Source organism: Albibacterium sp., from assembly GCF_035514885.1.
Taxonomy (GTDB): Bacteria; Bacteroidota; Bacteroidia; order Sphingobacteriales; family Sphingobacteriaceae; genus Albibacterium.
On sequence record NZ_DATJCH010000021.1, the window covers coordinates 1 to 14,711 of the forward strand.

Sequence of the window (14,711 nt, forward strand, 5' to 3'; positions counted from 1 at the left end):
TCAGAGCATGAAAGTAAAGGGCCGTAAAATAATCGGCACATCCCAATGATCCTCCCGGATGGCCTGAACTGCAACCGTGTACCATGCGAACAACGTCTCTTCTGACTTGGGAGGCGATGCTCTCTAATTTTTTAATATCTGCACTCATTTAGATTGGATTATTCAAATTTATGTGGGCTAATTTAAGTATTGTTAACGGAATGGCAAAAATTAAACAGATTCGTAAAGATCTAGTATCTGTTGACTCGCTTCCTTATTCTTTACTTTTTTAATGATATGTTCTATAATTCCGGATTCATTGATTACAAAAGTGGTTCTTTTTGTACCCATATACTTCATTCCATATAGGTTCTTTTCTCCCCATACCTGATAGTCCTGAACAATTTTTTTGTCTTCATCAACTAATAAGTTGAAGGGTAGATTATGTTTATTTGAAAAGCGTTGGTGGGAAGCCTCGCTGTCAATACTAACACCAACCACTTCAAAGCCTTTATGAAGTAAGCTTTGATAATTGTCCCGAAAGTTACAAGATTCGGTTGTACATCCCGGTGTATTATCTTTTGGGTAGAAATACAAGATTAATTTTTTGCCACTGAAATCAGCTAATGAAATACTCTCACCTTTCTGATTTTTGCCTGTAAAGTCCGGAGCTTTATCTCCTGCTTTTAATTCTTCCATATTGTTTAAAATTTAGCGACTAAAGTTTACTTCATAAATACGTTCATTGTCTTTTGCATCCTTCACTACCAGTTTGAATGTATGTTTTCCTTTTGGTAAATCTGATTCAAAGGTATGCCAGAGTGAAGCGGTCTTGGAATCATATTCCATTAAAACCCATTGGTCGTCAATATATCCGTTAAAGGATTTTATTCCTGATAGATTATCAGATATTTTTAGATTAATCTGAGAAACGCCCGACATAACCTTGTTTGCACTAATATTCACGGGGCGAATAAACGGTGCTTCTGTATCAACACCAATATAAAAGCTTCCCAATTCCAAAACGTTTCCTGTTACATACCCATCCTTATAAGTACCTCCGGCAGAGAAACCACGACTGTTAATAAATAATGCTTTGCTTTGAAGTGCCGGAGTGAGTTCCGGATCAGCCTTTATACTTAAGCTATACGCACTATGAAGAGGTGTCATCCGATTGTGTATGTGATGAACTTCAGAAAAACCTTTTGCGGGCTTAGGTGATTTGGAATATAGGAAATTCAAGTCACTATATAAAGAATTGGCGGGGATATCAATAAGAACGTCTTCCTTTTTAATAATATTGACCTTGTTGTAGGGGAGAAGGGATGTCCCACTTTTTAAGTGTTGATTAATTATTAGCGAAGGATCATAGCGTACTGAAAAAGCGATTGAGCTTGTATTTCCCTTTATATCTTTTATTTGATAAAGCATTTCGTGGACTTTATCATCTTTTATGTCTATTAGTCCATTATTGACTAAGTTGCTATAAATAGTTAGCGGATTACCAGGTTCAACAAAGCTTTTTTGTATTCGCTGACTTTTGAATATATAGGTTGCATAATCGATGTAAGAGTTTAATGCACGATTATGATGAAAGAAGAGACCCGTAAATACTGAATGGTAGATCGTTTTGCCATCTAATAAGAGTTCAACCGAATATATTCCATTTTGATTTGCAGATGCGGAATTCCTATCTACCGCTACAATACCAAATCCTGTATTTCCATTAACACTGATTACATTGTTAGAAGCCAAACGGTATTTTCCATTACTTCCCGTAAGTTGAAGATGTTCACGAGGAGTGTTTTCTGAGAATGGAGCATCTCCAAGTCGGAATACTGTAAAGCCACTAATAGTAGGAGGGATGGCGTCCGGAATTGTTAAACCAAATAACTGGGGATTGATTGTTTCCTCAGTTTTAGTATCTCTGAGTTCGAAATGAAGATGCGGACCACCAGAGCCACCTGTATTTCCTGAGTAAGCAATGATATCACCTTTTTTTACCCGGATAACATTTTTTCCAGGTGGAAAGTCTACATCGAACTGCTGAACTTCATACTGTTTGTTTTTGACGACTGCTGCAATTGTATTATTAAATTTTTGCAAATGCATATATACACTCGTATATCCATTTGGGTGGTCTATATATAAAGCATTTCCTCCACCGCCAATTTGAACTCGTGCTCTTGAAATAAAACCATCTGCAACTGCATAAACAGGATAGCCTTCACGTTGATTTGTCCGATAATCTGTTCCTGTATGGAAATGGTTGGAGCGAAGTTCTCCAAAGCTGCCGGAAGCTTGAGGTGCCAAATCAAGGGGTGGTCGAAAGTAGTTTTGAGGAAATGTTCTTTCAGAATTCTGTGCAGAGGCGAAGGATATGGTTAATGTTAAAAATAAGGTTAGTAATCCTTTCATATGAATATTTTATTTTGATATGGGAGCTATTTGATATGGAAGTCCAGTAGTTTTTCCTCTTCAAGATATCCGACCAAATGATCTCCAACTTTTACAGGCCCTACACCAGCTGGTGTTCCTGTAAAGATAAGATCTCCCTTTTTTAGGGTAATATATTGAGAAACAAAGGTAATTACTTTTTCAAAAGAGAATATTAATTTACTGGTATTCCCATGCTGCACTCGCTCATTATTTTTATCCAGAAAGAAGTTAAGATTATAAAGGTAGGAAATCTCTTCTTTTGGAATCATTTTAGAAATAGAGGCAGAGTGATCGAAAGCTTTCGCCAGTTCCCATGGTAATCCATTTTGTTTATGTTTCTCCTGAATGTCACGTGCGGTAAAATCAATGCCTAAACCGATTTGATCATAATAATTGGTGGCAAATTTTTCTGATATATGCTTGCCTTCTTTACAAACCCGTAAAACTAATTCCAATTCGTAATGGATGTCTTTAGAAAAATCAGGATAATAAAACGCCTCGTTATTTTTTAGGAGTGCAGTGTCAGGTTTTAGAAAAATTAAAGGTTCGCTGGGAATTTCATTTTTTAATTCATTTGCATGCTCAATATAATTGCGGCCTACTGCAATAATTTTCATAAAATAGGATTTACGGAGAATTTAACATTTAGCTAAATAATAAGGATATTCAACTAATTAATTAAAGTTGAACAAGGATTATTATAAAATTTGTATTCTTTTTACAATCGTTTCAGTACCTGCCATTATGCGAATAAAATAGAATCCGCCCTTAAGGCCGCTGTTTAAATTGAATGTTTGTGTCTGATCGCCTTCTGCTAATCGCTGAGAAAGTAAGGTGCTAATTTCATTTCCTAAAGCATCCATAATCTTAATGGAAACATTGACATCTTTGCCAAGTTTGAAGGATAGGTTAATCTGACCAGATACAGGATTGGGGAAAACTTTAACATTACTCAGTGTTTTAATGTTTTCCGTATTGTTTGCCTTAAGAATGGGGGTATAAGGTGCAAATGGTTTAAAGACAATCAAATTGTCTTTTGGTTTATCAGCGCGTGTGTCTGATAGCTTAGTAGTACCTACTTCTTTTGTTTTAAGGGTATCAGCAATCGATGCCGGCACCCAAGCAAAACTATTGCTTGCACTACCTAGCAGGGTACTGATACTTAAAACGATTACAAGAAAAAAGTAGATGTTCTTCTTCATAAGCTATTGTTACAACAAAAGTATAATTTTATTATTTGAATATACCATAATTTACAATAAAGATACGTCTTTTAACAATTTTTAACAACTCTATACGTTGGTGGTTTATTACGTTAGTCTATGTAAGCAAAATAATATTGCATTTATTTTAGGATTACCTACATTTGCAGGAAATATAAAGAAATTTTGGAGAAATCTAGAGGTTTGCATAAACTAAGTTCAGCGGGACTGCTAATTAGCTTAGGAATAATTTTTGGAGACATTGGTACTTCTCCATTATATGTTTTTAAGGCAATTGTCGGTGATAATATTATTTCTTCTGATTTAATATTAGGCGGACTTTCCTGTATTTTCTGGATACTGACGCTTCAAACTTCTGTTAAGTATGTCCTAATCGTATTAAGAGCTGATAATAAGGGTGAAGGAGGGATATTTTCTCTTTATACCTTAGTAAAAAGAAAGGCTGCCTGGTTAATATTCCCTGCAATGATTGGTGGCGCCTCCCTTCTGGCAGATGGGATGATTACACCTCCAATTACAGTGTCTTCTGCAATTGAAGGGTTGAACATTTATTTCCCAAATCTTCCTACTGTTCCCATAGTAATTGTTATAATTTCATTCTTATTTCTTATCCAACGCTTTGGAACCTCCATTGTTGGTCGGATTTTTGGTCCTCTCATGTTTATATGGTTTAGTACAATGGGAGTTCTGGGTCTGGCATACGTATTGGATCAGCCTGATATATTTAAAGCAATTAACCCTTATTATGCCTATAATATATTAATTAACTATCCTAATGCTTGGTTGATTTTGGGGGCTGTTTTTCTATGTACTACAGGTGCTGAAGCTTTATATTCTGATTTAGGACATTGTGGACGTTCGAATATTCGTGTTAGCTGGATATTCGTTAAATCTTGTTTAATTCTGAACTATTTTGGACAAGGAGCGTGGCTTTTACAGCATCAGGGTTTAAAATTAAATTATCAGAATCCGTTCTATCTGATTATGCCTGAGTGGTTCTTAATGTTTGGAATTGGTATTGCAACAATAGCTGCAATTATAGCAAGTCAGGCTATGATTTCCGGATCGTTTACGTTGATATCGGAGGCTGTCAGACTCAACATCTGGCCAAAGGTTAAGATTAATTATCCAAGTAATCAAAAGGGACAACTGTATGTGCCATCCATTAATTTTATTCTTTGGATTGGCTGTATGATTGTAGTTCTTATATTTAAAGAGTCCCGGAATATGGAGGCAGCCTATGGCCTGGCTATTAATATTACGTTTTTGATGACGACCATTCTAATGACTTTTTATTTGCTAAAAAAGCATTTGCCAAAATACCTTGTCCTTTCTTTCTTTGGAATTTTTTTAAGCATGGAATTAATCTTGCTCATAAGTAATGGCGTTAAGATCGTTCACGGTGGCTGGTTAACAATTATATTAAGTGCCTTCTTGTTTATTATTATGGTAAGCTGGTGGTGGGCTAGAAAGATCAAGAATGATTTTGTTCGCTTTGTTGATATTGAGCATTATTACCCGATTTTAAAGGAGTTAAGTGAAGATGATTCGGTACCCAGATATGCATCGCAATTGGTTTATTTAACTTCTGCCAATTTTAGTTCTGAAATCGAATCAAAGATCATGTATTCAATATTGCAGAAAAAGCCTAAACGTGCAGATGTTTATTGGCTGGCTCACGTTGATGTAACAGATGAACCATTTACCAATGAATATAAGGTAACGCAGCTTATTGATAAGAAATTAATACGAATTGATTTTAGACTTGGATTCCGTGTTGAGCAACGCATTAGCTTATTACTGAGAAAAGTTATTGAGGATATGGTTAAGAATAAAGAGATCGATATTACAAGCCAGTATCCAACTTTAAAGAAGTATGGACTTGTGGGGGATTTTAAATTCGTTGTATTGCAGAAGGTAATCTCCAGATCCAACGATCTAAGCTTCATTAAAAGAATTGTAATCGATATTTATAATGTTTTAAGAAGACTCAGCCTTTCGGATGAAAAAGGTTTTGGGCTCGATTCCAGTTTTGTAACTGTAGAGCGAGTGCCTTTGGTTGTTGCTCAAACAAAGGAGATTACTATGAAACGTATTCTATAAATCGGTTATCTCTCTATTGAAGATTAAGCTGCTTTTCTTATAGTCGATGATTGCTTGATACTTAAAAAGTAAATCGCCTCCAATCACTCCAATTATTGGTTCTTGTTCAATTTGTTCGTAGGCAAAATTGATTGTCGATAAATCTAAAACCGCAGCATTATAATCTTTGAGGTGTAGGTCTCCGATCTGAAGGTCCGGAATATTCAGAACATAGCTTTCCATCGATTTTGTGCCTAAACCAGTTGATAGCTGATCCGAAAGTTTTAACAGTTCAGGGTTAATATGCCTTTCTATGCTTGTTTTATCGAAAACCGTTTTGGAAGCACCTGTATCTAAAACAGCCTTAAAGGGCTGATTAAAAACAATGACTTCCATAAGTAAATGGAAGCCATCGTCTTGTAAATTCAGTAAAGTCAAGGGTATTTGTATCATTTCCTAAAGAACCTCGGTATCTTTTAAAACTTTATTCATTGTTCTTACAGCTTCTGCACTTTTTTCAAAAGCCGCTTTTTCTTCTGCATCCAGTTTCAAAGGCAAGATTCTTTCTACTCCGTTTTTGCCGATAATGATAGGAACTCCAATACTAATATCGTGTTGGTCATACTCTCCTTCAAGATATACTGACGCTGTAAATAGTTTCTTTTCATCTCTTACAATACTTTCTACAATGGCAGCACCTGAGGCTCCTGGGGCATACCAGGCTGATGTTCCGATAAGTTTTGTTAAGGTAGCACCTCCAACCATAGTAGCACTAACTATTTCGTCTTGCTGCTCTTGAGTTAGGAAATCAGTTACCGGAAGGCTATTCCAGGTTGCATGTTTAATGAGAGGAATCATGGTTGTATCACCATGTCCGCCAATAACAATTGCATTTAAATCAGCCGGTGAAGCCGAGAGTTTTTGGCTTAACTGATAGCGGAAACGAGCTGAATCCAACGTTCCTCCCATACCAATGATCCGATTCTTAGGGATACCTGTCGATTTTAATGCCAAATAGGTCATTGTATCCATCGGGTTAGATACAATAACCAAGATAATATCAGGTGAGTATTTTAATAAGTTTTCAGCTACGTTTTTAACAATGTTGGCATTTGTTCCAATTAATTCTTCTCGTGTCATACCGGGCTTACGAGGAATTCCGGATGTAATAACAGCTACTGCAGAACCCGCAGTTTTGCTATAATCATTTGTTACACCATGAATACGGGTATCAAATCCCAAGAGGGCTGCTGACTGAGAAATATCTTGTGCTTTACCTTCTGAAAACCCTTCTTTAATGTCTAAAAGGATAACTTCTTCTGCTAATTCTTTTCTTACAATGTTGTCTGCTGTGGTTGCTCCAACAGCTCCAGCACCTACTACGGTTATTTTCATAATTGTCTAATGATTATAATAGTTTTATTATTTGCAATAACCTGTTTGGTTATTTAGGCAAGTTAAAAATAAAAGTAGAATTAATCAACTGAGCGTTAAAAAGGATAACCTATTGCCAGATTAAAGATTAAATTGTTTTTTCTCCATTCTTTATCTCCCAAATCGATTTTATCCATTACCCATCGATCTCCTTTTGGAAGGTAAGGTATACGAAGGGGGATAGCTAAGTCAGTTCTTAAAACAAGGAAAGTTAAATCAAATCGGAGTCCTACACCAGCACCAACTGCCATTTCACTTAAGAAGTTTTTACTGAATTTCGCTCCTGGTTTATTTTCATCCTCATTTACAAGCCAAATATTTCCGACATCAACAAATGCGGCACCATGAACAATGCTCACTAACTTTTTACGATACTCTGCATTTAATTCTATTTTTATATCGCCGGTCATATCGGGAATAAAATTCTCTTCTCCAATCGACTCTGCCTGATAGGAGCCTGGACCAACGGTACGAGCTCTGAATGCCCTCAGGCTATTAGGCCCGCCAACATAGAATTGTTTGATATAAGGCATGGCTCTGGAGTTGCCATAAGCATAGCCGAAGCCGACCATTGCACGCGCGGCAATTTCTGAACTCATTCCTACTTTCGTATAGTTCCGAAAGTCTGCTTCTGTTCTCACATATTGTGCAATTGGCGCATTCAGGAAATTATAAACCTTGCCTTCTTTGTAATTAGCGCCATTGATCAATCCTAGAATATTTCCCGATAAATCTAGTCCTGCTCTTAAGTACATTGTATTTTTACGTTGCTGTTCCATCGTATTGGTAAACGTAAAAACGTAATTAGGACCTATAATAAACTGTTTCTCGATAGCATGTCTTAAGTTTGGATTTTGATCCAATTCTAATTGGTATTCATCACTTATACCTCCAGAGCGTACATAAGCAACTTCTAGCAAGTCTAAGGCATGTTCCTTTCTGATACTCTCCCGCCAGGCATAGCTAAAGTTAAACGTCATTGAGTTCAGGTTGTATGCATTCGTACGATTCAATAATTCGTACCTTGTTTTAATGGTTGTATGGGGCACGAAGCGCTTCGTCGGACTCCAATTAAATGGAGAAACTATTTGTGGAAACGTAATACTTGCTTCAGCACCATAGCGATAAAAGCTTGAGTTTAAATTTACATTCCCACCTGTTTGAAACTCATAACCACCAAAAACTGACAGTCGCAACTGTTCTGCTCCTTTAAAAGCATTGCGATGAAGCCAACTTACACTTACATCTGAGCCATTATATACAGAAGCTGTTTTTCCAAGTATTTCGAAGTGTATGGATTTTACCGGCTGTGGAGTTAAATAGTAATAAACATCTAGTAAATTACTATTTGCGGAGTCAACAGGTATGAAATTATTCTTAACAAATTTGAAAGTCCCCATACCTATAAGCTGCGAAATAGATCGTGTATGCTGCGTCCGACTATAAAGATCTCCCTTATTAAAAGACATCGGTCGAATAATTGCACGCTTTCTATATGTATGTTCGGGGTCTATGATATGATAACCTCTGTAGGTGCTGTCTGTAGGATTACCAAGCTGATAGTCACCTTGTTGCAAACTATAATCCGGGAATATATAGATGTTGTTAATATAATAGGGATGAAGAGCCATATCCGGAGCCTCATCTTTCACCGTTACATATAGATTAACCTCATGGTTGCCGATGGTACTGTCTACTTGAACCAATAAATGGTCTGGATTAAAGTAATAATAGCCCTGTTCTTTTAGCTCATTGTCAATGCGGTTCCTTTCACTGATGATAACATCCAAATTATAAGGATTGCCGGGTTGTAAAAGAGATTTCTCCTTAGAACCTGCAATTATTTTCCCGAAATCAGTACTGTCCAGCTCAAAGAACACTTCCTTAATCTTATAATTGGTATTCGGTTTAGCGAAATAGGTCACCGTCGCCTTTTTGTTTTTAATGGTTGTATCTGAGCGGACTTCTGCATTAAAGAATCCAAAGTTTTCGAGCCGATTCCTAAGCAGATCTTCATTGTATGGCCTATTTACATCGCTTAGTAAAACCGGTGGCTCACCAAGTTTATATTTTAACCAACCTTTCAGGCCTTTTTCACTTACAGAATCTCCTGCGATGTTATAAAAAAATAATTTTGGACGGAGTCCTAGGAAGCTTGAATTTGGTTGAGGTCTTAAATAACCTTCTAAATTCTCTTCCAGAGGCTTGATGTATTTCTTTGGAAAGGACGTATCGGGTTGTAATTCAACTTTCCCCTTTACGTAAAGTATTTCACCTTCTTTCAAATATTTTATGTTGCTGCAAGAACTCAATAGGGCAAGCAAGCACATAGAAAAAAGAAAATAAACTGCTATTTTATTAGTCATTAGATTCCCCTTTCTCCTTAAACTCTATAATGCCAGAGTTATCTTTTCCATTACTCGGTTCAGACAATTTTAATAATTCCTTGCGTTTTCTTTCTTCAATTTGCTTATGATATTCTTGTAGCTTGTCTGCATTCATAAATAGCTCTTTAAATTTATCATAATCCATATTAATGTTAAAGCCAATTCCGGTTTCAATTACTTGTCCCTGAAGAGTTACTTCATAATCATTCTTTCGGAAAGCCCGTAAAAAGTATCTGCCATCTTTGGATAGTTGATATTCTACGGCAATGTCTCCTGCAATATTACTTGGTTTTCTACCAGGTTGGCCACCGCCTTCAATTTCAAAATTGGAACCTACCGTAACTTTTAAACGATCATTTAAGAGACGTTTTGAGACTCCAACATTTAAGTCAGTCCGGTTTTGTAAACTTCCTGTACTATAATCATCTGTTGATTGAAGATCAAAATTTAACTCAACACCGGCAATCAGATCTCCCGCTAAATTATTAAGCTGTGCACTTAATAGTTGACTGACAGAGTTTCTAGCCATCGATTCAACGCTTCCTCCGGCTGCACTTGCAAACGGGTTTTCTGCTACAAATCTTCCTAGTACAATTAAAGCAAATACCTGCTTGTTCAGTTCAGATTCATTCTCTCTTACTTGCGATAAGCGGGTGTTTACAAGGCTCGTAACATCTTGAGAAACTCCACTATTTTCTTCCTGTAAATTTATGTCAAATGCAATGTTTGGTTTCAACATTTCGCCGGTGAGAATTAGGTTGACCTCAAAAGGTATTTTTTGTTTATAGTAATTGGAGTTTCTACCACCTAGCTGATTCTCTAATAAATCGATGGGCGCTGCATTGATATCATAGGCTGCGGTTATATTCAAGTCAGCTGCCATCATTTCGCCATTCCAGGTAATTGTACTTCCTTTCTTGAAGTAAAATTTCCTTTTCAACATATTGAATGATAATTCATAGCTTCCTTCTTCAACTTCATAGGTTCCTGATAAGGAGATATTGCCACCCGGATCAATCCCTGCATTTAATTGTGCCGTACCTTTAATGAATAAGGCGTCTCCTGTTCCCGGATCGATTATAATAGTAAATTCAGCATCTGGGTCAACATCAATGTTTACAGAAACATCTAATCCGGCAACCGTTTTTGTAAGTACTGAATCCCGCTGTGCAAATAATTTCTCACTATCAAGATCTTTTTTATTCACAAATTCAACAATTCCTTCCCGCTCTGTTATTCCCGGATTATCGTCAGGAACAACAATACTCATTTTGGTATTATCATTCACCTTTAAAGATCCATTGACTTGTGGACTGTCCATGTTGCCTGTAATGCGTAAATCGCTGTTCAAAAACAGTTGGCCATAGAATAGGTCATTGTCTTTATTTGTTGAATTCAACACCTGGAAATTATCAGCATCTAAGTCGAGGTCAAATGTAAAATCTGTATACGTTTGTGTGCGTACCATTCCATCAATTGTTGCATGGTTACCAACGCTATCAGAAATAGAGAAATTAGAAAGCTGTATGCCGCTATCGTTAAAAGTTATTGCATCATTATCCAAGATAAAATCAGCATTCAACATCGAAACGTTCAGTTCAGCATCATTAAATAATAATTCACCATTAATACGAGGCGCATCAGGAGACCCTGTAATAGCCAACTGGCCATTTATGAATCCATCAGCTCGTCGTATGGAACCAAAAGAAAAAGCTTCCAGTGTACTCATATTAAGCTGATTCATGTTTAATACGAAGTCCATTGTCGATTTTTGATCTGGTGGCGATATGTAATCGCCTTTTAAGTTTACATCATTGCCAAAACCACTGATTGTAATATCGGTTGCAAAGGTGTTTTCTTGCAAATTATTTACTTTAAGGTTTATATCTCCTATTGTATCATTTGCAAAATAGAAGTCGTTTACGGTGATGTCGGACACAAAAGTAGGGGAGCTTTCAAGGCGATCTATCGTAGCTTCTCCATTAATACCACCTCCTAATTTAAATGTACTGCTTTCTATAAATTTAGTAAACGTTTCGATGCGGAAATCAGAAAATTGAACGTCGATAGGTGAGTTAAGTACCGAATCTTTCGATGTTAGACTTAATTGTTGATTCTCGTTTTGTAAAATGAAGTGATGTGCTAAAATTCCCTGATCACCGAAAAGAATACTATTTTCCGGATTGATATCCCATTGGTCATAATTAAGGATCAGACCATCAGGTTTTAAGTTAAATATAAAATTATCGTTCTCTGCAAGCATTTGCGCACCCAAATGGTACTGCTCTTTATCTAATGAATCCTTAATCCATAAGCCGGCATCTACCTTGCTATCTTTTACATTTCCGCTGATTAACGTGTTAATAAGCTCAATGTTTGAGATGTTAATTTCTCCTATAGTCCCAGCATAGAATAAGGTTGAATCTGCGGTATTAATATCAAAACTAACCCCATCAATTAAAGTGCCTTCGTATAAGATATGCGAAGCACCAATACGTGCATTGATTGATCTTTCCTCACTTGTGAAGTTACCGAAAAGAGTTATCGGTTCCATTTCGATTAATTCAGGTGCGATTTTCTGAATCAATGGTGATCGTGTTAGTTCAGCATTAAATTCAAAACTTTGAGGATCGTAGGTAGTGGTATCTGTTATGTTTGTAGGATTATAATAAGTCCGGATTACATCTTGAATGGCAGTAGATAGTTGTGTTAATTTATACTGTCCATAGATATTGGCATTTAAAAATTCAGATTCCAGACCGATGATTTTCAATGAATCTGTCGCCTCAGAAGAAAGGCTTATGCTATCCAATGCATAACGATCACCATTATATGAAAACAGAGAGTTAACAATGTTTATATCTCCGTTTAAGTAATCCGGATCAGCAGTAGCCAGATCAGCTTTTAGTTGTCCGTGATAGCGTATATCATCATCCGTTAGCTTCAAATTCTTTAGGTTGATGCTGTCGGCATTGATAGTCATTTTTAATGCAGGATATTTCTCAGTCCAAGTTGCCTGAGCATCCATTGTCAATGCTAAATTTGAATCTACGCTTGTTAAGTTTGCAAGTATATCACCTTTATCCGCTTTAAAATCAAGGTTAATATCACGATAGGTATAGCCCATAACTTCCGCACTTATTAAATGTGCTTTTCCTTCAGCAATCATATTTTTTGGGTCTAAACCTACTCCTTTTAAATCGGCAGAAAAGTTTACCTTACCAAAGGTTGTATCATTTTTAAGGAAGCTCCCTACATTCAGATTTTGAATATTGATCTTAGCCTGATAGCTGGTATCTCTGCCAGCTTTATAATCTGCAACCAGACTTGCACTTCCTACTGAGGAATTTAGGACCATATTTGTGCTGATATTATTCAGGTCACCTTTAATTTTACCTTTCATCTGAATAGATGATGGAATATCAATATCAGGAGGGAGCATAGTTTTCGCAACTAAACGACTGATATCACGGTTGCTAGTCCGAAGATTGACAATATTAAGATTAACAAAAAGATTATCCGGATCCATCAAATTTTTGATGTTTCCTGAAAGATTTAGATAGGTATCGTTTAGTGTACGTACTACTAGGCCCGAAGTATTTAGATCGCTTAATGAGCCCGATAAATCACCGTCAATTTTAAATGATTTATCAAGTAAAGGTTTCATTACCTCCATGGTATCAAGGGTGGGTACCAAAAGAGCAATATCTTTCATTCCCAGCGTACTGTTGTTTAAATTCACCTTAAGGGTCATTAGCTCCGGCTTTTCGCTTAAGGCTGCTAATGATGGATATCCGATTTCAGCATAGTCATTTAAAACTGTATTGGGTGTTTCAAGAAACAAGTCATTCAAGAGAATTCCAGTATCTGTATAGGTAAACTCGGTTTCAAGTTTATTGATCTCCAGGCCACTTTGATCTTTAAAGTTTAATTGCTCTAGATTTCCCTGAATTGAATCCATGGAAAAATAAAGTTCTTTAAGATCCAGATTCAGGTTTGAAATATCTAAATGTGCGTAATCTAATCCTTTGTTTATTTTGGGAGTAGCATTATCATCATATTTAACATTCGTGTTTTTTAAATCAATGGTAGCTGCAGAAACTACCCAATTCATAGATTCTTCCTGACTTGTATCTGCCTCGGAACTGGTATTGTCTGAACCAGGTTTTTCAAAAAGTAATTTGGACTCGGAGTCTTTTAAAGTGATCTTATTAATCTCGATAATTTCATTCTTGAGATCAAGATTTTTAAAATTAACCGCCATGTGGTTAAATTTAACCTGTGCATTTATTGCAGAGGCTTCATCTTCATACACCACGTTGATATTGCTAAGCTCAATATCTCCAAGTTTAAGATCGGGTAATCCTACTTCTGCACCGGCTGCTCTCTCGACGCCTAAGTCATCAGTCGATGGAATGTCTTCTGCGGTAGCTACTTCCCATTGTTTTACTCTGGTTCTAATACCGTTTATGACTAATTTGGGTATTTCGAATGCCATGTTTTGCAGATCGAATGTCTTAATCCTGGTATCTAAATGACCTAGATAAAAATCCGCATCTGTTCCTACAATTTCATCGTTATAGCGCAAGTGAATTCTATCCAGATTGATTTTATCAATTGAAAAAGCCATAGCTGATGTAGAATCTTGCGATTCTTCTTCTACCTGCTCACTTGTAAATGCCCGGATTATATAGTCGAAATTGAAAGCACTGTCTGGAAGAGTCCGATTGATATTTGCAGTAATACCTCTGAAATCTAATTCGTTTATTTCTACTTTGTTATTCAATAATTTCAACAAACTGATATCAACCAACAGGGTATCTCCTGCAATTAAAGTATCCCTGCTTTGATCTTCAAAATAAACACCTTCTAAAACCAATAACTTCGGAAGTTTTAAAGAGATTTTCTTTATATCTACTTGAGTTTCAATCTTAGTTTCGAGGTAAGAAACTACTTTTTGAACAACAAAATTCTGAACTGCAGGAATATTAATTAATACAAAGACAAGTAAGATCAATCCGATAATAGATCCCAATAACCATAAAACTATTTTCAGTGAAATCCTCGTAAATCTCTTCAATGGATGTGGCCTTATTATGTTATAACATTAAATTAAACGAATATTTTCAAAAATAGTTTTAAATATTTCGGAATCAAGATTAGCAGC

9 protein-coding genes and 1 pseudogene are annotated in these 14,711 nt (G+C 36.3%); 1 reads left to right on the plus strand and 9 read right to left on the minus strand.

Features of this window, described 5'->3' with window-relative positions; translation table 11 throughout:
- From VL047_RS09675 to VL047_RS09695, 5 genes and pseudogenes are all read right to left on the minus strand, one after another.
- Positions 1-148: pseudogene (locus VL047_RS09675) on the minus strand (transketolase); the annotation flags it as partial.
- A gap of 62 nt (positions 149-210) precedes the next feature.
- Positions 211-678 (minus strand): thioredoxin-dependent thiol peroxidase, encoded by a 468-nt coding sequence (bcp, locus tag VL047_RS09680; RefSeq protein WP_325360066.1) that lies wholly within the window; start codon positions 676-678, stop codon positions 211-213.
- Positions 679-690: 12 nt separating this feature from the next.
- Entirely contained in the window at positions 691-2,397 is a 1,707-nt protein-coding gene (locus VL047_RS09685; RefSeq protein ID WP_325360068.1) for a M23 family metallopeptidase, read from the minus strand.
- A gap of 26 nt (positions 2,398-2,423) precedes the next feature.
- On the minus strand, positions 2,424-3,035 hold the full coding sequence (locus tag VL047_RS09690) for a fumarylacetoacetate hydrolase family protein (protein WP_325360070.1): 612 nt from the start codon (positions 3,033-3,035) through the stop codon (positions 2,424-2,426).
- 81 nt (positions 3,036-3,116) lie between these two features.
- The gene (locus tag VL047_RS09695; RefSeq protein ID WP_325360072.1) at positions 3,117-3,620 is read right to left on the minus strand and encodes a T9SS type A sorting domain-containing protein; all 504 of its coding nucleotides are present in this window, start codon (positions 3,618-3,620) and stop codon (positions 3,117-3,119) included.
- A gap of 186 nt (positions 3,621-3,806) precedes the next feature.
- Here VL047_RS09695 and VL047_RS09700 point away from each other — a divergent pair, with 186 nt between their 5' ends.
- Positions 3,807-5,744 (plus strand): KUP/HAK/KT family potassium transporter, encoded by a 1,938-nt coding sequence (locus VL047_RS09700; protein WP_325360074.1) that lies wholly within the window; start codon positions 3,807-3,809, stop codon positions 5,742-5,744.
- On the opposite strand, the gene VL047_RS09705 is transcribed toward VL047_RS09700, so the two are convergent.
- From VL047_RS09705 to VL047_RS09720, 4 genes are all read right to left on the minus strand, one after another.
- Positions 5,739-6,176, minus strand: a complete 438-nt coding sequence (locus VL047_RS09705; protein WP_325360075.1) for a retropepsin-like aspartic protease — start codon at positions 6,174-6,176, stop codon at positions 5,739-5,741. The two genes, VL047_RS09700 and VL047_RS09705, sit on opposite strands and share 6 nt — an antisense overlap.
- 3 nt (positions 6,177-6,179) lie before the next feature.
- Positions 6,180-7,118, minus strand: a complete 939-nt coding sequence (locus VL047_RS09710) for a malate dehydrogenase (RefSeq protein ID WP_325360077.1) — start codon at positions 7,116-7,118, stop codon at positions 6,180-6,182.
- Positions 7,119-7,213: 95 nt separating this feature from the next.
- On the minus strand, positions 7,214-9,523 hold the full coding sequence (locus VL047_RS09715; RefSeq protein WP_325360079.1) for a BamA/TamA family outer membrane protein: 2,310 nt from the start codon (positions 9,521-9,523) through the stop codon (positions 7,214-7,216).
- On the minus strand, positions 9,516-14,624 hold the full coding sequence (locus VL047_RS09720) for a translocation/assembly module TamB domain-containing protein (protein WP_325360081.1): 5,109 nt from the start codon (positions 14,622-14,624) through the stop codon (positions 9,516-9,518). The genes VL047_RS09715 and VL047_RS09720 overlap by 8 nt, the downstream gene beginning before the upstream one ends.
- Between the last annotated feature and the right edge of the window lie 87 nt (positions 14,625-14,711).

What these genes read in the sequence shown, in the direction of transcription:
- bcp (WP_325360066.1), bottom strand. Translation starts at nt 678, where the DNA reads ATGGAAGAATTAAAAGCAGGAGATAAAGCTCCGGACTTTACAGGCAAA.
- VL047_RS09685 (WP_325360068.1), bottom strand. Translation starts at nt 2,397, where the DNA reads ATGAAAGGATTACTAACCTTATTTTTAACATTAACCATATCCTTCGCC.
- VL047_RS09710 (WP_325360077.1), bottom strand. Translation starts at nt 7,118, where the DNA reads ATGAAAATAACCGTAGTAGGTGCTGGAGCTGTTGGAGCAACCACAGCA.
- VL047_RS09705 (WP_325360075.1), bottom strand. Translation starts at nt 6,176, where the DNA reads ATGATACAAATACCCTTGACTTTACTGAATTTACAAGACGATGGCTTC.
- VL047_RS09690 (WP_325360070.1), bottom strand. Translation starts at nt 3,035, where the DNA reads ATGAAAATTATTGCAGTAGGCCGCAATTATATTGAGCATGCAAATGAA.
- VL047_RS09695 (WP_325360072.1), bottom strand. Translation starts at nt 3,620, where the DNA reads ATGAAGAAGAACATCTACTTTTTTCTTGTAATCGTTTTAAGTATCAGT.
- VL047_RS09715 (WP_325360079.1), bottom strand. Translation starts at nt 9,523, where the DNA reads ATGACTAATAAAATAGCAGTTTATTTTCTTTTTTCTATGTGCTTGCTT.